A 22,071-nucleotide genomic window follows, 5' to 3' on the forward strand; every position below is an offset into this window, starting at 1 on the left:
AGCGCTCACCGCCGGAACCACAGCATCGACAAGGCGCAGGCCGCCACCAGCAACACCACCGACGCCGCCGCCAGCAGCGCGCTCACCTCGGTTTCCTTGCGCTCCATCGCAAAGCGGGCACTGAGCTGGCGATAAACCTGACTCAGGTCGGCCGCCGACCCGGCCTGGAAGTACTCCCCACCCGTCATCGTCGCCACCGCGCGCAGCGCCGGTTCATCGAGCTGCATGAAGTAAGACAGGTTCGATTCCCCCGCCGCGCCGCCCTGCGTCGACCCAAATCCCACGGTATAGACACGCACCCCGCGCTGGGCCGCCATGCGCGCGGCTTCCGCCGGGTCCGGGCCGGTGGTGCGGCGCCCATCACTCAGCAGGATCACCGCGCCGTGCCGGTACGAGCCCGGCTGCACCGCCTCCCGCTCCTGATCGCGCTTGCGCGCGGCATCCGCCGACGCGGCCTCGTCCAGCGAGCGGGGGCCGCGCCCGGGGCGGGCCGACATGCCATTGAACAGGATGTCCTCGAGATCGATGCCATCGTCGGGAAACAGCACCGCCAGCGCCTGGATCAGCCCGCTGCCGGTGGCCGTGCCACGCTGGAGCTGGAAGCGCTCGATGGCGTCGAGCATGTCCTGCCGGTTGTTGGTGGGCGGCAGCACCACCGTGGCAGTCGTGGCGAAGGACACGATGCCCAGGCGCACGCTGGCCGGCAGGCCGATGATGAGGTCCCGCGCCGCCTGCTGCGCGGCGCTGATGCGTGTGGGCGCCACGTCGGTGGCTTCCATGCTGCGCGAGGTGTCCATGGCAAGCACCAGCGTGACGGTGTCCGATGGCAGGGTGATGGTGGCGCTGGGGCGCGCGCAGGCCAGTAGCGCCAGGGCCAGCGCCACGAAGTACAGCAGGGGTGGAATATGGCGCCGCAGGCGTTGGCGCGTGCCAAGCGCGGCGCGGGGCAGCGTCAGGCTGGCATAAAGCAGCGCGGTCTTCTTACGCCGTGCCAGCAGATAGAGATAGGCCGCGGCCAGCAGCGGGAGCGCCAGCAGCAACCAGAGCATTTGCGGCCAGAGAAACTGCATGCCCTGCTCCTTGGCGCGTGAGTGAGAACGATGGTACTGTATTTTCCAACGGCGGGACGGGACCTCGGGAGCAGCAATGAAACGGGTGACGATCTACGGATGGCTCTCGGCGGCAGTCGCGCTCGTTTTCTCCTTGGGTGTGGGCTCCGCCTGGCTGATGCAGCCCGCCCCGGCGCGCGCACCCACGCAGGCAGACATCGACTCGGCCGTGCTCCATACGCTGCAAACCAAGAGCCTGCCGTCGCGCACGGCGCGCGCCGCAGAGGCGGTGCGCGAGTCGGTGGTGGAAGTCCGCAGCTACGCGCCCGGGGAAGACAAGGCGCAACCGGCACCGGCGGCGCCCAACAGCAAGCCGGCGCCATCCGCCAAGGCACACACCAAGCCGTCGCCAAAATCCTCGCCAAAATCCTCTGCACCTTCGCCCGCGCCGGCCCCCGCCCCGCCGCGTGACGAAATCGCCACGGAAGGCATGCCCGACCACAAGACCGAAGAGCGCCAGATCGGCACCGGCGTGGTCGTGACCGAAAGTGGCATCGTCATCACCAATCACCACGTCATTGCCGATGCCAGCCGCGTGGAAATCCGCTTCCACGACGGGCATGTCGCCGAGGCGTCCATCCTCCAGGCGATTCCGGAAAAGGACATCGCCATCCTGCAGGCCAAATCCATCCCCGACGACCTGCCGGCGGCCACGCTCGGCTCCAGCCGGGAGCTGGCGCCCGGCGCCGAAGTCGTGGCGGTGGGCTTTCCGTTCGGCATCGGCCCGTCCGTCTCCGCCGGCGTGGTGTCCGGGCTGGACCGCCAGTTCATCTCGCCGGACAACAAGCAGAAGCTGGACAAGCTGATCCAGTTCGACGCCGCCGCCAACCCGGGCAACTCGGGCGGGCCGCTGGTCAACATGAACGGCGAGGTGGTGGGCATCGTCACGGCCATCCTCAACCCCAACAAGGACGGCACTTTCCTCGGTATTGGCTTTGCCATCACCATCGAAAGTGCCGGCGCATCCATCGGATCTTCCCCCTTCTAGACGCGGAGGCCTATGAACGACGAAGCCCGGAGCGCTGCGGACAGCGCCAACCTGATGGAACGCCTGCTGTACGAGGTGAAGCGCGTGGTGGTGGGGCAGGACCACTTCCTGGAGCGGGTACTGGTGGCCGTGCTGGCTGGGGGGCACCTGCTGGTGGAAGGCGTGCCGGGCCTGGCCAAGACGCTGACCGTCAACACGCTCGCCCGCACCATGAGCGGCACGTTCAAGCGTATCCAGTTCACGCCGGACCTGCTGCCGGCGGACCTGGTCGGCACGCGCATGTACAACCAGGGCAGCGGCGAGTTCTCCACCGTGCGCGGGCCGGTGTTCGCCAACCTGCTGCTGGCCGATGAAATCAATCGCGCCCCAGCCAAGGTGCAGAGCGCGCTGCTGGAAGTGATGCAGGAGAAGCAGGTCACCATCGCCGGGGAGACGCATCGCGTGCCGGCGCCCTTCCTCGTCATGGCCACCCAGAACCCGATCGAGACCGAGGGCACCTACCCGCTGCCCGAGGCGCAGGTCGACCGCTTCATGATGAAGGTGCTGGTGGGCTACCCGAGCGAGGAGGAGGAGGTCGTCATCGTCAATCGCGTGACCGGCCCGCGCATCCATGTCGGGGCGATTGCCACGCCGGAGCATCTGGTCGAATTGCAGGAAGCCTGCCGCAAGGTCTATGTCGACCCGGAACTGATCCAGTACGCGGTGCGCGTGGTGGCGGCCACCCGCAAGCCCGGCAACTACGATCTCGCCGACATGGATCGCTACGTGTCCTTCGGCGCCAGCCCCCGCGCCACCATCGGCCTGATCGAAGGCGCCCGCGCGCTGGCCTTCCTGCGCGGCCGGCACTATGCCGTGCCCGAGGACGTGGTGGATCTGGTGCCCGATGTCCTGCGCCACCGGCTGGCGCTCTCCTATGAAGCCATGTCCGATGGCGTGACGGCGGACCAGTTGATCGCACGCATCCTCAAGGCCCTGCCGGTGCCGGAGCGGCCGCTGGAAACCCATGCTCGGGCGGCTGTTCGCTAGGCGCCGGGCCGGCGCGGACGGCATTGCCGCCGCCGCCCCGCTCCCGCCGGTCCCCCCGCCTGCGGAGGCGCCGCTGGGCGGCCCGCGCGTCAGCCAGACCGAGGCGCTGGTCCGCCGCCTGGAATGGACCGTGGTGCGCCGGCTGGACGGCATGCTCCAGGGCGACTACCGCACCCTGTTCCGCGGCTTCGGGCTGGATCTTGCCGATCTGCGCGAATACCGGCCCGGCGACGATGTGCGCCACATCGACTGGAACGTGACCGCGCGGCTGCAGACGCCGCATGTGCGCGAGTTCCAGGAAGACCGCGAGGTGGCAGTCTGGTTCCTGCTGGACCTGAGCGGCTCGATCGACTTCGGCTCGGGCAGCGTGCGCAAGCGCGACCTGCTGAACGATTTCACCACCGTGCTGGCGCTGCTGCTGACGCGCTATGGCAACCGGGTAGGCGCGGTGTTCTACGGCGGCGCGGGCGAGATCGCCACCTCGGTGATCCCGGCGCGCGCGGGGCGCCGCCAGTTGCTGCACCTGCTCGACCGCATGCAGGCCACGCCCGCCGCTTCGCCGGGCGACACCCGGCTGCGCGACCTGCTCGAACGCGCGCGGTCCGTGGCGAAACGCCGCTCCGTGATGTTCGTGGTCTCTGACTTCATCAGCGCGCCGGGCTGGCAGGCCTCGCTCGCCATGCTGGCCCGGCGCCACGAAATCGTCGCGGTGCGGCTGGTCGATCCGCTGGAAGTGGCCCTGCCTGATCTTGGGCTGGTGGTGCTGCAGGATGCCGAAACCGGCGAGCAGATGTTCGTCGACACCCATGACCCGGCCTTCCGGAAGCGCTTTGCGGCCGCCGCGGAGGCGCGCGAGGCGGAGTTGCGGCAGGGCTTCGCGCGGGCCGGCGTGGAGTGCCTGACCCTGTCGACCTACGCCCGGCTCGATCTGGCGCTGCTGCACTTCGCCCGGCAGCGACGCCATCGGCAAGGGGCCGCGAGCGGCGCGGGGGCATCATGATCGATGCGATGAGCCGCCTGCCCCTCTTCAGTTTCCTGTGGCCGGAAATGCTGTGGCTGCTCGGCTTCGTGCTGGTGCTGGGGGCCGGCTATGTCTGGCTCGATGCGCGCCGGCGCCGCGCAGCGGTGCACTATCCCGCGCTGCGCAGCGTCGGCCTGACCACCACGGGCGGCGCCGGCTGGCGCCGGCACGTGTCGCCCGGGCTGGCGCTGCTGGCCCTGAGCGCGTTGATCTTCGCCATCGCCCGCCCGCAGGCCGTGCTGATGCTGCCGTCCCGCATCGATACCGTCATGCTGGTGATGGACCTGTCCGGCAGCATGCGTGCGCAGGACGTGAAGCCGAGCCGCATTCGCGCCGCCCAGCAGGCCGCCAAGGTGCTGCTGGACGCCCAGCCCTCGGGGGTCAAGGTGGGCGTGGTGGCGATGGCCGCCACGGCCGCCGTGGCGCACGCGCCCAGCCGCAACCGGGAAGACGTGGCCAGCGCCATCGACCGCCTGAAACCGCAGGGCGGCACGGCTCTCGGCAACGGCCTGCTGATCGCGCTCACCACGCTGCTCCCGCAGGCCACCCCCGACGCCGCGCTCCTCATGGACGACGACATCCCCCCGCAGAAGACTGCCGATGCGCTGGGTAGCGACGACGACAAGCGACCCGGCTCCTACGCCTCGGGCGCCATCGTCCTGTTCTCCGACGGCGAAAGCAACGCCGGCCCGGCGGTGGTCCAGGCCGCCCAACTCGCCGCCGCCCACGGCGTCCGCATCTACACGGTAGGCGTGGGCACGACGGACGGCGTGGTGCTCTCGGTGGACGGCTGGTCGGCCCGGGTCAAGCTCGACGAAAAGGTCCTGAAACAGGTGGCCGACGTGACCGGCGCCGAATACTTCCGCCTGGAAGATGCCAGCCAGCTCAAGAAGGTCTACCGCGCCCTCAGCGCCAAGCTGGCCTTCGACAAACGCAACCAGGTGGAAATCACCGCCTTCTTCGCCGCGCTGGGCGCCCTGCTGGCCGGCTGCGCCGGGTTGCTGTCGCTGTGGTGGTTTGGGAGGGTGTTGTAGGGCGCCGCCTGTGCAGCCCCCGCACAAATCCTGTGCGGCGCATGGCGTTGTAGTGCAGCGTGGCGGTACCTAGACTGGCGCCTCTTTCCTGAGGAGCCTGTTGCATGAACTTCCATCTGCCACGCTATTTGCGCTTCGCTACCGTCGGGGTCTCGCTCGCCGTATCGGCCGCATCGGCCGGCGCCGCCGGGGCGAACCCGCATCCGGGTATCCGCGCGATTCTCGGCGCCCAGCCCATCGACCATCTCGAGGCCAGCACCACCGCGCTGGTCATCATCGACTTCCAGAAGGAATACTTCTCCGGCCGGCTGCCCATCCCGGACGGCCGGCGTGCGCTGGCGCAGGCGCAGCGGCTGGTGGCGTTCGCGGATCAGGCGCGGATGCCGGTGTTCCAGGTGCAGCATGTGGCGCCGGCCGGCTCCGCCTTGTTTGCGGCCGATGGGGACACGGTGTCGTTCGAGCCGGGCATGCTGCCGCGCCCGCAGGACACCGTGCTGCGCAAGCAGACCGTGAGCGTGTTTGCGAGTACCGATCTCGACCGGCGCCTCAAGACGCTGGGCGTGAAAACCGTGATCGTGGCGGGCCTGATGACGCATGCCTGCGTGGCCGGCGCGGCGCGGGACGCGGTGCCGCTCGGCTATCACGTTGTGATAGCATCGGACGCCTCCGCCACGCGCGATATCGTGCGGGCCGACGGCCAGAAGGTCGACAAGGACGCGCTGCATCGCGCCGCGCTCGCGGAGATCGAAGACACCTTCGGCGATGTGATGACCACCGCCGACATTACCCGCCTGCCGCTGCGCTGAGCGGGTTCACGGAACGCCCTGCGGGGCGTTTCTCATTTGGCCGGACACATCGATACTTCATGGATCAGTTGCTTGCCATGCGCATCTTCTGCTGCATCGTCGAGACCAAGGGGTTCTCGGCGGCGGCGGAGCGGCTCGACATGTCGCACTCCACCGTCTCGCGGCAGTTAAAGCAGCTCGAAGCCGCCATGGGCGTGCAGCTGCTGAACCGCACCACGCGCCGCTTCGCGCTGACCGCGGCGGGCGAGCGCTATCACCAGTACAGCCTCGACATCCTCGCGCGCCTGGACGCCATGACAGCGGCGATGACCGGCGAACGCGAGCATCTCGCCGGGCCGCTGCGGGTGACAGTGCCGCTGGCCATCGGCACGCTGGAGCTGCCGGACTGGCTGCCGGCCTTCCAGGCAAGCTTTCCCGATATCGCCCTGGATCTGTCGTGCAGCGACCACTTCGTGGATCTGGTAGCCGAGCGTTTCGACGTGGCACTGCGCATCAGCAGTACACCGCTGGCCGACAGCAGCCTGATGGCGAAATCGCTGACGGCATCGGACACGGTGCTGGTGGCGTCACCGGCCTATCTGGCACGGCACGGCCTGCCGGTATCGGCGGCGGACCTTGCGCAGCATGCTGTGCTGAGCTTCACGGGCGCAAACCGCACCGGCGAATGGACGCTGACAGCCCCGGACGGGGCTGTCGAACACGTGGGTGTACGGGGTGGCATGTCGACCGATACGATCACCGCGCTGTACGCGGCGGCGTTGGCCGGCACGGGCATCGCGGCATTCACCGAACGCACCGTGCGTACCGAACTGGCCCGGGGCGGGCTGGTTCGCGTGCTGCCGCAATACCGGCTGGGTACCAGCCACTACTACGCGCTGTACCCCCACACCCGACATCTCACGCCGCGTGCGCGTGCCTTCGTCGAATTCATGGCGGCGCACTATCGGATGGACGACCGGGCAAATTGAATCGGCTTACCGCGCCAGCCGCCTGAGCGTCTCGTCGGTGTCCCAGAGCGCGTTGGCGATGTAGCGGAAGTTGACCAGCGCCGCATGGTAGCCATCACCCTCGGGCAGCTTGGGGCCGGCCACGGCATCGCGCACCACCGCCACCTCGAAGCCGTGCTCGAGCAGGTCGCGCAGATGGGACTCCACGCACAGGTTGGCCGCCATGCCGGCGAGGATGACCTGATCCACCCGCTGCTTGCGCAACTGCAGGACCAGATCGTTGGCCTGCGGCCCATAGAGCTTGTGGGTCGAGCAGATGATGGTCTCGCCATCCTCGATATAAGGCTTCAGCTCGGGCATGAAGTCGGCGCCCGAGTCACGGAAGCCCTCCAGCGTCAGCGCGCCGGGGCGGTCGAACATGCCGACGGCATGCTGGAACATCTCCGCCGGACCCGCCACCTTCCACTTGTGGTCGTGCGGAAAATAGTAGTGCGGAGAGATGGCGACGCAGATCCCGGCCTGCTTCGCCGCCGCGAACAGGCGGACGAGGTTGGGCACCAGGTTCTGCTCGGTCACGCTCTCCCCCACCACGCCCCAACTCCGCCCTTCGGGACTCATAAAGTCGACCTGCGGGTCGATCACGACCAGCGCGGTACGCGCGAGGTCCAGCGCCAGGTCGGCGCTGGGCAGGCCCGGCTCGGCCGGGTCCTTGTAGGCAGGGTTGGCATTGCACATGGTGGGGGCCTTTCAGGTGAAGTTGCGAGGTCAGCTGCGGATAAACGCCAGCAAATCGGCGTTGAATTTCTCCTTGTGGGTGTCGGTCAGGCCGTGCGGCGCGCCCGGGTAGACGATCAGCTTGGAGCCCTTGATCAGCTTCGCCGAGGCGCGGCCGGCGGCGTCGATCGGCACGATCTGGTCGTCGTCACCGTGGATGATCAGCGTCGGCTTGTCGATCTTCTTGAGGTCTTCGGTGAAATCGGTTTCCGAGAAGGCCTTGATCGAGTCCAGGGTGTTCTTGTGTCCGCCCTGCATCCCTTGCGCCCACCAGGCATCGATCAGCCCCTGGGACGGCTTGGCGCCCGGACGGTTGTAGCCGTAGAACGGGCCGGACGGCACGTCGCGATAGAACTGCGAGCGGTTGGCGAGCTGGGCCGCGCGCAGGCCGTCGAAGACCTCCACCGGCAGGCCGTTCGGGTTGGCCGGCGTCTTGACCATCACCGGGGGCACGGCCGAGACCAGGACGACCTTGGACACGCGACGCGTGCCGTGGCGGCCGAGGTAGCGCGCCACTTCGCCGCCGCCGGTGGAGAAGCCCACCAGGATGGCGTCGCGCAGGTCGAGGGTTTCGATCACCGTGGCGAGGTCGTCGGCATAGTGGTCCATGTCATTGCCCTCCCACGGCTGGCTCGACCGGCCATGGCCACGACGGTCATGCGCCACGGCGCGGAAGCCCGAGCTGGCCACCAGCAGCATCTGCGATTCCCAGCTATCGGAATGCAGCGGCCAGCCATGACTGAACACCACGGGCCGACCCGATCCCCAGTCCTTGTAGTAGAGCTGCGTGCCGTCGCGGGCGGTGATGTAGCTGCCGTGCGGCTTGCCCGCTGCCGAGGCGCTGGCCCCCTTGGCGGCCTGTGCGGCTTCGGCGCCGCCGGGAATGCTGGTGGCCACCAGCGCGGAGGCTGCGGCGGCGCTGCCGAGCAGCAGGTTACGACGTGACACGCGATTCGGGAGACTCTGATCGGAAGACATGGCGAAGATCCTTGTTTTGCTGCGAGGTTGAGAATCGGGGGTGAACGACAGTGCGCTTGTTGCTGGTTTCCATTGAACAACGAAAACGCCCGCAGGATTGGTGCCTCTCCGGCAACACCGTGCGCGCCGGCGGGGCACTACCGGCGTGCGGGGCCGACCGCTACCTTTGGTATCAGGCAACCGGCCTGTCGTCGGGGCCGATGTTCAGCCCCGGCCATGTCGTCCGGGCGAAGGTTGCGGAGAAGCAATGATGGCGAAGCCAAAGACGCGTACCGTGCCGGCCTGGGTATGCCTTGGCGTGTTGGGCGCAGCGGTATTCCTGCCGGGCTGCGCCAGCATGAAGGGGCTCAAGACCCAAGCTACGGTCGATGACCCCAACCGCCTGGCCGCCACCGCATCGCTCGCCGACACGCCCCTGTCGCCGGCCGCCTGGCCGGACCGCGCATGGTGGGAAGGCTTCGGTGATCCGCAGCTCACCGCGCTCGTGGAAACGGCACTGGCCGGGCAACCCACGCTGCGCATCGCCGCCGCGCGGGTGCGTCAGGCCGATGCGCTCGCCGGCCGCTCCGAAGCCGCCTTGTATCCGCAGGTCAACCTGGACGCGCGGACCACGCGCCAGCGCTTCAGCGAGAACGGCCTTGTGCCACCCCCGCTCGGCGGCAGCTGGAAATGGGCCAGTGACGTGCAGCTCGGTCTCGGCTACGAACTCGACTTCTGGGGCAAGAACCGCGCCGCGTTCGACGCCGCGCTGGACCGCGTGCGCGCCGCCGAGGTCGACTACCACGCAGCGGAACTGATGCTGACCACCTCCGTCGTGCGCACCTACCTGCGGCTCGATGCCGCCTACGCCCAGCGCGCGCTGACCGAGCAGACCTACCGCCAGCGCCAGAACACGTTCGACCTGACACGCCGGCGCGTGGATGCGCAACTCGACTCGGCCTTCGACATGAAGCAGGCCGAAGCCGCCCTCCCCGCCACGCGCGAGCGCCTTGCCGCCATCAACGAGATCATCGCGCTGACCCAGAACCAGCTCGCGGCACTGGCGGGCAAGGGGCCGGATGCCGGCGCCGACATCCGCCCCCCGCAACTGCGCGACCGCTACGCGGCGGCGGTGCCGGCCACCCTGCCGGCCGAACTGATCGGCCGCCGGCCGGATGTGGTGGCGCAGCGTTGGCGCGTGGAAGCGGCGGGCCACGACATCCGCGCCGCCAAGGCCGAGTTCTATCCGAACATCAGCCTGAACGCCTTTGCCGGGCTGTCCAGCCTGAGCCTGTCCGACTTCTTTACCGCGGGCAGCCGCACCCTTGGCATCGGCCCGGCGCTATCGTTGCCGATTTTCGACGGGGGCCGGCTGCGCGCCAACCTCGGCGTCAGGCAGGCCGAGTACGACGCCGCAACGGAGCAGTACAACGCCACGCTGATTACCGCGCTGCACGATGTGGTCAACCAGCTGGTGTCCCTGCGCTGGCATGCCGAGCGCGCCGACGAGCAGCAACAGGCGCTGCGACTGACGCAGGAAGCCTATGACATGGCCGTGTCGCGCTATCGCAGCGGCGTGGGCAACTATCTGCAGGTGCTGTCGGCCGAGGGCCAGGTCCTGCAACAGAAGCAATTGCTGATCGACCTTGAAACCCAGGAGCGTACGTTGCACCTCGAACTGATCCGCGCGCTGGGCGGCGGGTATGACACCGCGACAGCGCCGGCCCAAGGCGCCGGTGCGGCCACCCGGAGCGCATCATGAATCCCGCCAGCCAGCCCACGCCCGCGCAAGCCACCGCCGCGCCGCCCGTCGACCTCCGTCCGGCACGGCGCCGGCGCATCGCCGGCGGCGTCCTGCTCGTCCTCCTGCTTGCCGGCGCCGCCGGCTATTGGCTGCAATACGGCCGGGACCAGGTTTCCACCGAAGATGCCTATGTCGAAGGCAACGTGGTGCAGGTCACGCCGCAGGTCAGCGGCGTGGTCACCGCGATCCTCGCCGACAACACGGATCTGGTCGCCTCGGGCGTGACCCTGGTCGAACTCAATGGCGTGGATGCCCAGCTGGCGCTGGCGGCCGCGCAGGCCCAGCTCGCCCGCACGGTGCGGCAGGTGCGCGGGCAGTTTGCCGCCGTCGGCCAGGATCGCGCCAATGTGGAACTGCGCACGGTCGACTTGGCGCGGGAGCAGGAGAACATGACGCGGCGCTCGGCGCTGGTCGCCAGCGGGGCGATCTCGGGCGAAGAACTGATCCATGCGCGCCATGCTGTACGCGCCGCACAGGCCGCCCTGACCATGGCCAGCGAGCAGCTCAAGCGCAACCAGGCGCTGGTCGAGCGGACGTCGGTGGGGTCTCACCCCGATGTGCTCGCCGCCGCCGCGCAGGTGCGCAATGCCAGCATCGCCCTCTCGCGCACGCGCATCCTGGCGCCGGTGGGGGGCGTGGTGACCAAGCGCTCGGTGCAGGTGGGGCAGCGCGTCAGCCCGGGCGTGTCGATGATGTCCGTGGTGCCGCTGGATCACCTGTGGGTCACGGCCAACCTGAAGGAGTCGCAGTTGCGCGATATCCGCCTCGGCCAGCCGGTGACGCTGACCACCGACCTGTACGGCCGGCGGGTGGTGTACCACGGCCGGGTCATCGGGCAGGACGCCGGCACCGGCAGCGCGTTTGCGCTGCTGCCGGCGCAGAACGCCACCGGCAACTGGATCAAGGTGGTGCAGCGTGTGCCGGTGCGCATCGCGCTGGACCCGGCGGAAGTGACGGCCCACCCGCTACAGATCGGCCTGTCGATGAAGGTCGCCGTCGATACGCGCGCCCGGGACGGCAAGCGGCTGGTGGCCATCGACGCCTCCAGCCAGAACTACCGCACCACGGTGTTCGCGGACGAACTGGCGCGCGCCGAAGCGCACGTGCGCCGCATCATCGACGACAACTCCTAGGCGCGCCATGACCTCCGCCATGCCTTCCGCCGTGCCCTCCGCGCCTCCCCGACGTCTCCTGCTGACGATAGGCGCGCTGACCACGATCGACTTCCTCCAGAACGGCATGGTGGCCTTCTCCGCCGCGCCGATCATGGGCGAGATCGGCGCGAGCCCGGACCAGTACAGCACCGTTGCGGCGGCCTACGCCAGCGTGGCGGTGGTGGTGATCGCGCTGCAGCGCTGGATCGTGGAGCGCGTGGGATGGCGGCGCTACGTCCAGGGGTCGCTGGTGGCGGCGGCGCTGGGGGCGCTCCTGTGCGCCCATGCCGACAGCTACGAGACCTTCCTGGTCGCCCGCATGGTCATGGCGCTCGGCTGTGCCGGCATGGTGACGTCGTCGCGGCTGACCGTGAACCTGATCCCGCCCAGCCCGGCGCGATTCTTCGGCATCAAGGCGCTGGCGTCCGGCGTGTGCTGCGGCATGGCGCTGGCACCCTGGCTGGCCTCCGCCATCGTCAGCGCGGACCGCTGGCCGCTGATCTTCTGGCTGGTGGCCGGGTGTACGCTGGCGCTGCTACCGGCCACCAGCGTCCTGCCGGAGGCCACGGCGCCGCCCGCGCAACGCTCGGACGCCCATCCGATTCGGCTGGCCGCGCTGGCCGTGGGCAGCTTCCTGGTCCTGTATGTGCTGCAGCGTTCCTACTACGATTTCTACGCGGACCGGCTCTGGCTGGTGATCGGCGCCATCGCGGGCGGCACCGCCCTGCTCGGCTTCATCTGGACGGAGTCCCGCAGCGAACGTCCGCTGCTGCGGCTGCGCCATCTGGTCGAGCCGCGTTACCTGTGCGGGCTGGCGCTGTTCACGTTCTGCTACGTCACGCTGGGCGCGAATGGCTACCTGCTGCCCATTGTCCTGCAGCGCTCGCTCGGGCATGCCTGGTCCACCGCCGGGCAGTTCTATGCGATGGGGTTGTCGGCGGGCGTGCTCACCTGGCTGACCGTCTCGCGCCTGCTGCCGCGCTGGCCCAGTCCGCGCAAGTACTTCGTCGCCGGCTTTCTGTCGCTGGCCATCTCGGCCTGGATGATGAGCCGGATGCCACCCGCGCCCGACCTGTGGGGCCACGTGCTGCCGGCGCTCGCGTTCTACGGGGTCTTCATCATGATCCTGATGCCGGTGACGGCCATGCAGACTTTCAGCGGCGTGGCGCACAACGAGTCCGTGTTCTCCAACGCGCAGCAGACCAAGAACATGCTCGGCCAGCTCGGCCAGGCGCTGGGCGTGACCATCGCCACGGTGGGCCAGCAATGGCTGACCACGCGGCACTACAGCACGCTGCATGACACCATCCACCTCAACAACCCGCAGTTCCAGGACGCCCACGCGCGCTTCACGGCGGCGATTGCCGCGTCGTCCGATCCGGTGCGCGCCGCCGAACTCGCCACGGCGCAGATCGCCCAGGTGCTCGCGCAGCAATCCGCCCTGCTGGCCAATCTTGACCACTTCCGCGCGCTTGCCGTGGTGGCCGTGCTGGCCATCGTCGTGAGCCTGACCCAGAAGGTGATCCGCTGAGCGCCCCGCTTGCTGGCCTCGGCGCACGCCCTTCCCATTGACTGACGCATCAGATACATTGACGGCTCCTGGCTTTTCCGAGGCGCCGTGAAACACTACAACCGCGAGAACTTCCGATTGACGCAGAGCGTTGGCTTCCATCTGAACAAGGCCCGCAACGGGCTGCTGATGGAGATCGACGCGGCGCTCCGTCCGCTGGACATCACCGGCCAGCAGATGGGCATCCTGCTGTCGCTCACGCAGGGCGCGGCCAGCACGCCGCTGGAGATCAGCAAGCTGCTGGAGATCGACACCGGCCTGATGACGCGCATGCTCGACAAGCTGGAGAGCAAGGGTATGCTGCAGCGGCAGCGGAGCGAGGCAGACCGGCGCGTGGTGAACCTGATCGTGACCGACAAGGGCCGGGACGTGGCCAGCCGCGTGCCCGACATCGCCCCGGATGTGCTGAACCACCGCCTGCGCCATTTCTCGCGGGAGGAGTTCAGCGAGTTCCTGCGCCTGCTGCACAAATTCTCCGAAGCCGCCTGAGCAGCAAGGGGTGGCCCTCAGTGGGCCGCCGCAGCAGCGCTCGACATCTTGCCCTTCGCAGGCCGGGTCAGCCAGATCAACGGGATGATGGCGACGAAGATCACCGCCGAGACCCAGAAGATATCGTTGAGCCCGAGCATGATCGCCTGCGCATTCATCCCCCGTTCGAAGAACGCCACGGCCTGGTCCGGCGACAGATGCATGGCCGTCTGGATCGACTCGAGCGCGGTCGTATAGAGCGGATTGCCCGGGCCGGCCTGTTCCGCGAGCCGGGCGTGGTGGAGCACCGCGCGATCGTTCCACACCGTGGTGGCCAGCGACGTGCCGGCCGCGCCGAAGAAGACCCGCACGAAGTTCGACAAACCAGCCGCAGCCGGAATCTTCTCCGGCGGCAGGCCGGAGAGGATGATGGCCGTCAGCGGCACGAAGAACAGCGCCATCGGAATGCCCTGCAGCAGCGTGGGCAGCACCAGCGTGAAGGTATCCACGCCGGTCGTGTATTGCGAGCGCATGAAGAACACGGCGGCAAAGCCCAGGAACGCCAGCGTCGCCAGCACACGCAACTCGGCCTTCGGCAGCAGCTTGCCGACCACCGGCGCCAGCAGCACGGCAAAGATGCCCAGCGGCGCCGTGACGAGACCCGCGTTGACCGCCGGATACGCCAGGTACTGCTGCATCCACTGGGGCAGCACCACGAGGTTGGCGAAGAACAAGGCAAAGCCCACCGAGATCGCCGCCGTGCCCGCCAGGAAGTTGCGGCCCTTGAACAGGCGCAGGTCGATGATCGGGTCAGGCTCGGTCAGCTCCCAGATCACGAAGAACACGAAGCTGAGCAGCGCCACCACCCCAAGGCCGATGATCACGGGCGAGGCGAACCAGTCGAGATCCTTGCCCTTGTCGAGCATGATCTGCAGCGACGCCACCCAGGTAATCAGCGAGGCCAGGCCGACCAAGTCGATCGGCAGCTTGCGCACCGGTGATTCGCGGTCGCGATAGACCGCCCAGGTCACGGCGGCGGCGAACAGCCCCACCGGCACGTTGATGTAGAAGATCCACGCCCAGGAGTAGCTGTCGGTCATCCATCCGCCCAGCGCCGGGCCGGCAATCGGCCCCACGGTGGCCGTCATGGCCCACAGCGCCAGCGCCTGCGAACTCTTCTCCTTCGGAAACGAGCCGAGCAGGATGGCCTGCGACAGCGGAATCAGCGGCCCGGCCACCGCGCCCTGCAGGATGCGCGCGGCCAGCAGCGCGGTCAGGTTCGGCGCGATGCCGCACAGCCATGACGCCAGCACGAACAGCAGCAGCGAGCCGACGAACAGTCGGATCTGCCCCACGCGCTGCGTGAGCCAGCCGGTCAGCGGAATGGCCACGGCGTTGGCGGCGGCGAACAGCGTGATGACCCACGTGCCTTCATGGACGGACACGCCGAGGTTGCCGGAGATGGTCGGAATCGCCACGTTGGCGATCGACGAATCCAGCACGTTCATAAAGGTGGCGAGCGCCACGGCAAAGCTGCCCAGCACCAGCCTGCCGCCGGTGAGCGGCGGGGGCGGCTGGAAGGGGGTCGCGGTAGACATGATGCGGCTCCGGTTGCGGTGATGGCTGGGGGATGGCTGGGTTACGACGCGGTGCGCGCGGGGGTCTCACGCTTGCGCGCCGCGCTTTGCTCGCCGCCCTGCCCCCGGTTGCGCGCGATGATGCGGTCGATCTCGGCATCCGCCTCGGCGCCGTACTGCCGGAACACGTCCGTGCTGTACGTGGTGCGGACCGGGGCGGCGTTGCGCGTGGGGTTGCGTGTGGCGTCCAGGGCATCGCCACGCGCCTTGGTTTCCACATCCACCTGCATCGACAGCCCGATCTGCAGCGGATGGGCGCGCAGCTCGGCCGGATCGAGCGCGATCCGCACCGGCAGGCGCTGCACCACCTTGATCCAGTTCCCCGTGGCGTTCTGCGCCGGCAGGGCCGAGAACGCGCTGCCGGTGCCGGCCGAGAAGCCGACCACCTTGCCGTGGTACGTCACCGTGCTGCCGTAGAGGTCGGCATGCAGTGCCACCGGCTGGCCGATGCGGATGTGCTTGAGCTGGACTTCCTTGAAGTTGGCATCCACCCAGACGCCGTCCAGCGGCACGATGGCCATCAGCGGATTGCCCGGCGCCACCCGCTGCCCCACCTGCACGGAGCGGCGCGCCACATAGCCGGTGACCGGCGCCGGCAGCGTATTGCGGGCATTGGCGAGGTAGGCGTCGCGCACACGTGCGGCGGCGGCCTCCACGCTGGGGTGGTCCGCCACGGCGGCCCCGTCGGTCAGGGCATGGTTCGAGGCGAGTTGCTGGCGGGCCGTCTCCAGCGCGGCTTCGGCGGACTTGACCGCATCGCGGGCATGGGCGATGTCCTCGACCGCCACGGCGCCGGACTCGGAAACCGCCGTGCGGCGGCGCAGATCGTCACGCACGCGCGCCACATCGGCCTCCCGCTGCCGCACGGTGGCGGCCAGCACATCGTTGTTGATATAGAGCGCGCTCACCTGCCGCACGGTCTGGCCCAGCGCGGCCTCGGCGTTGGCCAGCGCAATGCGGGTATCGGCAGGGTCCAGCGTCACGACCGGCTCGCCGGCGCGCACGACCTGCGTGTCGTCGGCATTGACCGACACCACGGTACCGCTCACCTGGGGCGTCAGCTGCACGAGGTTGCCGTTCACGTAGGCATCGTCGGTGTGTTCGTGGAACCGGGCCACCCCGTAGTAGTAAGCGCCATAGCCTGCGGCGGCCAGGAGCGTGGTCAAACCCAGCAGCGCCAGCAGGCGCTTGCGGGAAGACTTCGGCGCGGTGGCGGACGGCTTGTCAGCGGAGGAAGGAGTCGAGGTCATGAGAGGGTCTGTTATCGAAGGAAGGGGGCGATCAGCGGGCCGCCGCTGTCTGTTGGGTGTGGGCGACGGTCTCGGCGGTCTGGGCGGTCTGGGCGGTCTCGGTGTACCCACCGCCAAGCGCGGTAGCCAGCGCGATCTGCCGGTCGCGGCGTTGCATGCGCAGGTTGGTCACCACCTGGCTGCTGGCCAGCGCCGTGGTCTGGGCGTTGAGCACGGTCAACTGCGTGGTCAGGCCGCCCTGGTACTGGGCCATCGCCAGCCGGAGCGCGCGCTGCGCGGCCTCGTCGGACCGCGTGGCGTTGACCAACTGCGCGTCCACCGCGCGGATATCGGCCAGTTGCGTGGCCACATCGGTCAGCGCCTGGATCAGCGTGTCGTTGTAGTTCGCCACCGCGAAGTCGAACTCGGCATAGCGCCCCTTGAGCTGCGCACGCAGCGCGCCGCCGTCGAAGATCGGCAGATGGATGGCCGGCCCGGCCGATGCCGTGCGGCTCGCCGCGCGCAGGAAGCGGCCCCAGCCAAAGGCATCGAGGCCGATGGCCGCGCTCAGGTTGATATCCGGATAGAACTCGGCCTTGGCCACCTTGATGTCGTGCGTGGTGGCCTCCACGCGCCAGCGCGCGGCCACGATGTCCGGGCGGCGCGAGACGAGGTCGGCGGGCAGGTTGGCCGGCAGATGGATCTCGTCGCCCACGCCAAGCGTGGGACGTGCGATGGCCAGGCCGCGATCCGGCCCCTGCCCGAGCAGCGCGCCCAGTTGATAGCGGGTGCGCTGGATATTGCCTTCCAGCGCGGAGACACTGACTTGCGCGGCGGCCAGATTGGCCTCGGCAGTGCGCAGCTCGACTTCGGTATCGAGCCCCATCTTCACCCGGCCCCGCGCCACGCGCAGCACTTCGGTGCGCTGGCCGACTTCGTCGCGCGCAATGTCGAGCAGGGCGTAGAGACGCCCCAGCTCGTTGTAGCTGCGGGCGATGGCGCTCGTCAGCGTCAGGCGCACCTGCTCGGCTTCGGCCTCGCTGGCGTGCACCGTCGACACGGCCGAGCGCAACGCCTCACGGTTCTTGCCCCACAGGTCCAGCTCGTAGCTGGCGCCGAGGAAGGCCTTGTTTTCCGATTGCCAGCTGCCGGCGAACGCGGGCGGGATAAAGGTGCTTTCGGTCAGGCGCTGGCGCGTCCAGCTATAGCCGGCCCCCACCTGCGGCAGCGTATTGGCGTTGGCGGTTTCGCTGAACGCCACCGCCGCCGCCACGCGGGCGCGGGCCTTGTCGAGTGTCGGGCTGTCTTTCAACGCTTCCGCGATCAACGCCTTGAGTTGCGCATCCCCGAACTGGTCGGCCCAATCCGCCGCGGGCCATCGGCCCTGCTCCGCCGGAAGGCTCTGCGTGGTGGCGTATTGGCCGGGCTGCGCCATCTGGCGGTCGCTTCGGATGCCGGCATAGTTCGCACAGCCCGCCAGCACCGCGACCACGAGGGTCGACAGCACTGGCCCGGCCAGCCGACTCACCCCGCGCGGCATTCCCTTAGATTGCTCGAACATTATCTGACCTGTCAGTTAATCATGCAAAAAAGTGGCGCAGCGTGGGCTTTTCGTACAATTTGGCCGTGCTGCGCGTTATTTGCCTGAACAATAATTGACAGGTCAGCAAAAAACAAGCCTTAATTGGACTTTGTGCGTGCACGGTGACGAAGGCGGCAATAAATGCCTGATATGTCACTTATGTGGCAGTAACGTGTCCGTCATCTCAGTCGTTCCGGTTTAGCGCTACCATCTGAACCGAATTCCCGCCGCAGAACATCAGATTCGCACTTCCCGTCCTACCCATGCCCCACGCCATCGAAGTCCCCCTGTCAACCGTCGACAAATGGCAAGACATTGTCAATCTGCTCGCCGAGATCATGTGCGTGCCGTCCGCGCTGATCATGCGGACCAAGGCACCCAATATCGAAGTGCTGGTATCGAGCCATTCGGAGGGCAATCCTTATGAGGCGGCCGAAACCGCCCCGCTGGATACGGGGCTGTATTGCGAGACCGTGATGGAGACCCGCCAGCCGCTGCTGGTGCCGGATGCCCTAGCGGACGTGGACTGGAATGCCAACCCGGATATCAAGCTGGGCATGATCTCGTACATGGGGCTCCCGATCAGCTGGCCCGATGGCGAAGTGTTCGGCACGATCTGCGTGCTCGACCGGAAGAAGAACGCCTACAGCAACCAGTTTCTCCGGCTGCTGTCGATGTGCCGGGACATCCTGCAAGCCGACCTGAACATGCTGATGGCCTTGAGCGGCCAGCTTGCGGAAAGCCAGGCCAGGATCCGGCGCCTGGTGGACGCCGACATCATCGGCATCTTCCTCTGGGAGGTGGACACCCAGGTCATCGTCGAGGCCAATGACGCCTTCCTGCGGATCGTCGGCTACGACCGCGAGGATTTGCGGTCGCGCGGCATGCGTTGGACCGCGATGACCCCGCCGGATTGGCTTGAGGTGGATCTGCGAGACCGGTTGCCGGTACTCAAGCGCAGCGGCCGCCTGCAACCGTTCGAGAAGGAATATTTCCGCAAGGATGGCAGCCGGGTGCCGGTGATGATGGGCGTGGCCCGGTTCGAGGACGGCGGCAAGGAGGGGGTCGCGTTCGTGCTGGATTTGACCGAACGCAAGCTCGCCGAAGCCGACGCCCGCGAAAGCGAGCGCCGTTACCGGGAAACCCAAAGCGCGTTGGCGCACGTCAACCGGGTCACGACCATGGGGCAGCTCACGGCCTCCATCAGCCATGAGCTGAAGCAGCCGATCGGCGCCTGTGCGATGAACGCCAGCGCGGGCCTGCGCTGGCTCGCGGCGCAACCACCGAATCTGGAAGAAGCGCGCCTCGCCTTCGAGCGGATCAACAAGGACGCCCGGCAGGCCAGCGACATGATGAGCCACATCCGCGACCTGTTCAAGAACGCCCCGCTGCAAAAGGAGGGGGTGCAGATCAACGAGGCGATTCGCGAAGTCATTACCCTGACGCGCGGCGAAGTCGTCCAGCATGGCGTGGCGGTGCAGATGCAGCTCGCGGAGGATCTGCCGCCGGTCAAGGGTGATCGCGTCCAGCTGCAGCAGGCCATGCTGAACCTGATCATGAATGCCGTGGAAGCGATGAGCGCCGTGGACGACGGCCCCCGGGAACTGACGATCCGCACCGCCGCCGATGCGGGACATGCCGTGGTGGTGACGGTGCGCGACTCCGGACCGGGTGTACCGCCCGAGCACGCGGTGCGGCTCTTCGAACCGTTCTGCACGACGAAGTCCAGCGGCATGGGCATGGGCCTGACGATCTGCCGATCGATCATCCAGGCCCATGGCGGCACCCTGGAACTCTGCGAGAACGAGGCGCGTGGCGCCGTGTTCCGGTTCACGGTGCCCACGCTCGACGCCTAGCGCGCGTTCCCGGCAATCATCGCCGTAATCTCGGCGGCGTCCATCCCCGTCTCCCCCAGCACCTCGGCCGTGTGCTCGCCCAGCGCCGGCGCCGGGCGGTGGATCGCGGTCGGCGTTTCGGAGAACTTCGCCGTCGGCCGGATCTGGCGGATCGGCCCGACCACCGGATGCGTGGAGTCCTCGAACAAACCCACTTCGCGCAGATGCGGATGCGCCGGCAGGTCGTCCAGGCCGTAGATCGGCGTGGCGGGGATGTCCATCCGCTCGCACATCGCCATCCATTGCGCCGTGGTCCGCTCGGGCGCCAGTTCGCGCAGGTGGCCGTACAGCGCCTGGATATGCGCATTGCGCGCGCGCCGGCTGGCGATGTCGTAGCGGCTGGCGAGGTCGTTCCGGCCCACTTCGGCAAAGAAGGCATGCCAGTGCTTCTCGGTGTACGGCAGCAGACTCATCCAGCCGTCGGCGGTGCGCACCGGCTTGCGCCCGCCGCCGAGCAGCCGCGCGTAGCCGGCCTTGCCCGGGTTGTCCGGGAACGTCATGCCGCCCATATGCTCGGTCAGCACGAAGGCGGTCATGGTTTCCAGCATCGGCACCTCCACGTACTGCCCCGCGCCATGCCGCTCGCGATGGAACAGCGCCGCCAGCACCGCGTTGGCCACCGCCAGCCCTGTGGTCTTGTCCGCGATCAGGCTCGGCATGTAGTCCGGCGCGGCACCATCCCCCGACGCCGCCCCCACGAAACCACACGCAGCCTGGATGATGTCGTCGAACGCCGGCTTGTCGCGGTGCGGCCCGTCCTGGCCAAAACCGGTGGCGGCGCAGTAGACGATGTCCGGCTTCAGCGCCGCCACGGCCGCGTAGCCAAGGCCAAGCCGCTCGATGGCACCGACGCGCATGTTGTGGATCAGCACGTCCGCGGTCGGGATCAGCCGCTCCAGCGCCTCGCGTCCGGCCGGGCTTTTCAGGTCGAGCACGATGGAGCGCTTGTTGCGGTTCAGGGCGAGGAAGATCGAACTCATGCCCACGTGGTGCACCACGCCGTTGGCCCGCATCAGGTCGCCTTCGGGCGCCTCCACCTTGATCACGTCGGCGCCCATGTCGGCCAGCAGCTGCGTGGCCATCGGCCCCAGCACGACTGAGGACAGGTCCAGCACCCGCACGCCATGCAGCGGGCCGATGGCGGCCGGCGCGTTGGGCGTCGATCGATCGCTCTTGGCAGTCCGCTCCATGCTCAGCGCCCCTGGAATTGCGGCAGGCGCCGCTCGGCCATCGCCGCCACGCCCTCGCGGAAGTCCTCGCTGGCGAACTCCTTCAGTTGCGCCGCCAGCTCCTGCCGGTTGCCCTCGACGATGCGGTCCGCCAGCCCCTGCCGCAGCGTGGCGCGGGTGCTGCGCACAGCCATCGGCGCGGAAATGGCGATCTCCGCCGCCAGTGCGTGGGCCTGCGCCAGTTCATCGCCGGGCTCGGCCAGCACGTCGGCCAGCCCGATCTCCACGGCACGCGCGCCATCGATGCGCCGGCCCGTGTAGAACAGCAGTGCCGCCTGCTGCTCGCCGATCAGGCGCGGCAGCGTCACGCTGAGGCCGAAGCCCGGATGGAAGCCGAGCCGGTTGAAATTCACGCTGAAGCGCGCGTCGCGGCTCGTCACGCGGAAATCCGCAACCAGCGCCAGCCCCACGCCGGCGCCAACGGCCGGGCCATGCACGGCGGCCACGATCGGCTTGGCCGTGCGGAACAGGCGCATGGCCTGCCGGTAGAACGGGCTCGGGTCGCGCGCCACGCTGCTGTCCTGCGCGCCGAAGTTGGCGCCGGCGCAGAACGCCTTGCCCTCCGCCGCCAGCACGATGGCGCGGCATTCGGGCGTCTCGTCGAGCGCGGCGAAGGCTTCGGCCAACTGCGTCATACACGCCTCGTCCACATAATTGTGCGGCGGACGGCGCAGCGTCACCTGCGCCACATGGCCTGTCATGGCGACCTGGACCATGTCGGTGGAAAGCTCGGACACGGGACGTTTCGTATGCATGGGGTTGTCTCCTTCGGTTGGATGGCGCCGATCAGGCGCACGAATAGTGGGTTATGTCTGGATCGATATACACTGCGGGGGTCCAC

General features: G+C 68.3%; 20 protein-coding genes. 12 read left to right on the forward strand and 8 right to left on the reverse strand.

Going from position 1 to position 22,071, the window contains the following annotated elements; translation table 11 throughout:
* Nucleotides 1–5 precede the first annotated feature (5 nt).
* Nucleotides 6–1,070 (reverse strand): VWA domain-containing protein, encoded by a 1,065-nt coding sequence (locus BM115_RS14950; protein WP_092295159.1) that lies wholly within the window; start codon nt 1,068–1,070, stop codon nt 6–8.
* A gap of 76 nt (nt 1,071–1,146) precedes the next feature.
* On the opposite strand from BM115_RS14950, the gene BM115_RS14955 reads away from it, so the two are divergent.
* The 6 genes from BM115_RS14955 to BM115_RS14980 all read left to right on the forward strand — a co-directional run bounded on the left by BM115_RS14955 (nt 1,147) and on the right by BM115_RS14980 (nt 6,952).
* Entirely contained in the window at nt 1,147–2,097 is a 951-nt protein-coding gene (locus tag BM115_RS14955; protein WP_092295161.1) for a S1C family serine protease, read from the forward strand.
* Between the two features lie 12 nt (nt 2,098–2,109).
* On the forward strand, nt 2,110–3,123 hold the full coding sequence (locus BM115_RS14960) for an AAA family ATPase (protein WP_092295163.1): 1,014 nt from the start codon (nt 2,110–2,112) through the stop codon (nt 3,121–3,123).
* A complete protein-coding gene (locus tag BM115_RS14965) occupies nt 3,101–4,123 on the forward strand; it encodes a DUF58 domain-containing protein (RefSeq protein WP_092295165.1) in 1,023 nt (340 codons plus the stop codon). Before BM115_RS14960 ends, BM115_RS14965 begins: the two co-directional genes overlap by 23 nt.
* Nucleotides 4,120–5,178 (forward strand): VWA domain-containing protein, encoded by a 1,059-nt coding sequence (locus BM115_RS14970; RefSeq protein WP_092295167.1) that lies wholly within the window; start codon nt 4,120–4,122, stop codon nt 5,176–5,178. Before BM115_RS14965 ends, BM115_RS14970 begins: the two co-directional genes overlap by 4 nt.
* A 104-nt stretch (nt 5,179–5,282) precedes the next feature.
* Nucleotides 5,283–5,984: a cysteine hydrolase family protein gene (locus tag BM115_RS14975; protein WP_092295170.1), complete on the forward strand. Its 702-nt coding sequence runs from the start codon at nt 5,283–5,285 to the stop codon at nt 5,982–5,984.
* 59 nt (nt 5,985–6,043) lie between these two features.
* Entirely contained in the window at nt 6,044–6,952 is a 909-nt protein-coding gene (locus BM115_RS14980) for a LysR family transcriptional regulator (protein ID WP_092295173.1), read from the forward strand.
* A 6-nt stretch (nt 6,953–6,958) separates the two neighbouring features.
* Here the strand turns inward: BM115_RS14980 and BM115_RS14985 are convergent, their stop codons facing one another.
* The gene (locus BM115_RS14985; RefSeq protein WP_092295176.1) at nt 6,959–7,666 is read right to left on the reverse strand and encodes a cysteine hydrolase family protein; all 708 of its coding nucleotides are present in this window, start codon (nt 7,664–7,666) and stop codon (nt 6,959–6,961) included.
* Nucleotides 7,667–7,696: 30 nt separating this feature from the next.
* Nucleotides 7,697–8,683, reverse strand: coding sequence for an alpha/beta fold hydrolase (locus tag BM115_RS14990; RefSeq protein WP_092295178.1), 987 nt, complete (start codon nt 8,681–8,683; stop codon nt 7,697–7,699).
* A gap of 56 nt (nt 8,684–8,739) precedes the next feature.
* Between BM115_RS14990 and BM115_RS27120 the strand changes: the two genes are divergently transcribed.
* The 5 genes from BM115_RS27120 (at nt 8,740) to BM115_RS15010 (ending at nt 13,679) form a co-directional block, all read left to right on the forward strand.
* The gene (locus tag BM115_RS27120; RefSeq protein ID WP_143093902.1) at nt 8,740–8,934 is read left to right on the forward strand and encodes a hypothetical protein; all 195 of its coding nucleotides are present in this window, start codon (nt 8,740–8,742) and stop codon (nt 8,932–8,934) included.
* Nucleotides 8,931–10,424 carry an efflux transporter outer membrane subunit gene (locus tag BM115_RS14995; RefSeq protein ID WP_218158033.1) on the forward strand — a complete coding sequence of 498 codons (1,494 nt, stop codon included), beginning with the start codon at nt 8,931–8,933 and terminating at the stop codon, nt 10,422–10,424. The genes BM115_RS27120 and BM115_RS14995 overlap by 4 nt, the downstream gene beginning before the upstream one ends.
* Nucleotides 10,421–11,599, forward strand: a complete 1,179-nt coding sequence (locus BM115_RS15000) for an HlyD/EmrA/EmrK family protein (RefSeq protein ID WP_092295182.1) — start codon at nt 10,421–10,423, stop codon at nt 11,597–11,599. Before BM115_RS14995 ends, BM115_RS15000 begins: the two co-directional genes overlap by 4 nt.
* Nucleotides 11,600–11,606: 7 nt before the next feature.
* A complete protein-coding gene (locus BM115_RS15005) occupies nt 11,607–13,151 on the forward strand; it encodes an MFS transporter (protein WP_255370839.1) in 1,545 nt (514 codons plus the stop codon).
* 87 nt (nt 13,152–13,238) lie between these two features.
* Nucleotides 13,239–13,679: a MarR family winged helix-turn-helix transcriptional regulator gene (locus BM115_RS15010; RefSeq protein WP_092295184.1), complete on the forward strand. Its 441-nt coding sequence runs from the start codon at nt 13,239–13,241 to the stop codon at nt 13,677–13,679.
* 17 nt (nt 13,680–13,696) lie between these two features.
* On the opposite strand, the gene BM115_RS15015 is transcribed toward BM115_RS15010, so the two are convergent.
* Genes BM115_RS15015 through BM115_RS15025 form a run of 3 tightly spaced genes read right to left on the reverse strand, consistent with a single transcriptional unit; the run spans nt 13,697 to nt 18,085 of the window.
* Nucleotides 13,697–15,256, reverse strand: a complete 1,560-nt coding sequence (locus BM115_RS15015; protein ID WP_092295187.1) for a DHA2 family efflux MFS transporter permease subunit — start codon at nt 15,254–15,256, stop codon at nt 13,697–13,699.
* 41 nt (nt 15,257–15,297) lie between these two features.
* Entirely contained in the window at nt 15,298–16,545 is a 1,248-nt protein-coding gene (locus tag BM115_RS15020) for an HlyD/EmrA/EmrK family protein (protein WP_092295190.1), read from the reverse strand.
* A gap of 31 nt (nt 16,546–16,576) precedes the next feature.
* The gene (locus tag BM115_RS15025; RefSeq protein ID WP_255370840.1) at nt 16,577–18,085 is read right to left on the reverse strand and encodes an efflux transporter outer membrane subunit; all 1,509 of its coding nucleotides are present in this window, start codon (nt 18,083–18,085) and stop codon (nt 16,577–16,579) included.
* A 284-nt stretch (nt 18,086–18,369) separates the two neighbouring features.
* Here BM115_RS15025 and BM115_RS15030 point away from each other — a divergent pair, with 284 nt between their 5' ends.
* The gene (locus tag BM115_RS15030) at nt 18,370–19,962 is read left to right on the forward strand and encodes an ATP-binding protein (RefSeq protein WP_092295195.1); all 1,593 of its coding nucleotides are present in this window, start codon (nt 18,370–18,372) and stop codon (nt 19,960–19,962) included.
* Here the strand turns inward: BM115_RS15030 and BM115_RS15035 are convergent.
* Together BM115_RS15035 and BM115_RS15040 are read right to left on the reverse strand one after the other, a co-directional pair.
* On the reverse strand, nt 19,959–21,191 hold the full coding sequence (locus BM115_RS15035; protein WP_092295198.1) for a CaiB/BaiF CoA transferase family protein: 1,233 nt from the start codon (nt 21,189–21,191) through the stop codon (nt 19,959–19,961). The genes BM115_RS15030 and BM115_RS15035 overlap by 4 nt on opposite strands.
* Before the next feature lie 2 nt (nt 21,192–21,193).
* Nucleotides 21,194–21,985, reverse strand: a complete 792-nt coding sequence (locus tag BM115_RS15040; RefSeq protein ID WP_092295200.1) for an enoyl-CoA hydratase/isomerase family protein — start codon at nt 21,983–21,985, stop codon at nt 21,194–21,196.
* Between the last annotated feature and the right edge of the window lie 86 nt (nt 21,986–22,071).

Origin of the sequence: Cupriavidus sp. OV096 (assembly GCF_900115455.1) — a bacterium.
In the GTDB taxonomy this organism is placed as follows: Bacteria; Pseudomonadota; Gammaproteobacteria; order Burkholderiales; family Burkholderiaceae; genus Cupriavidus.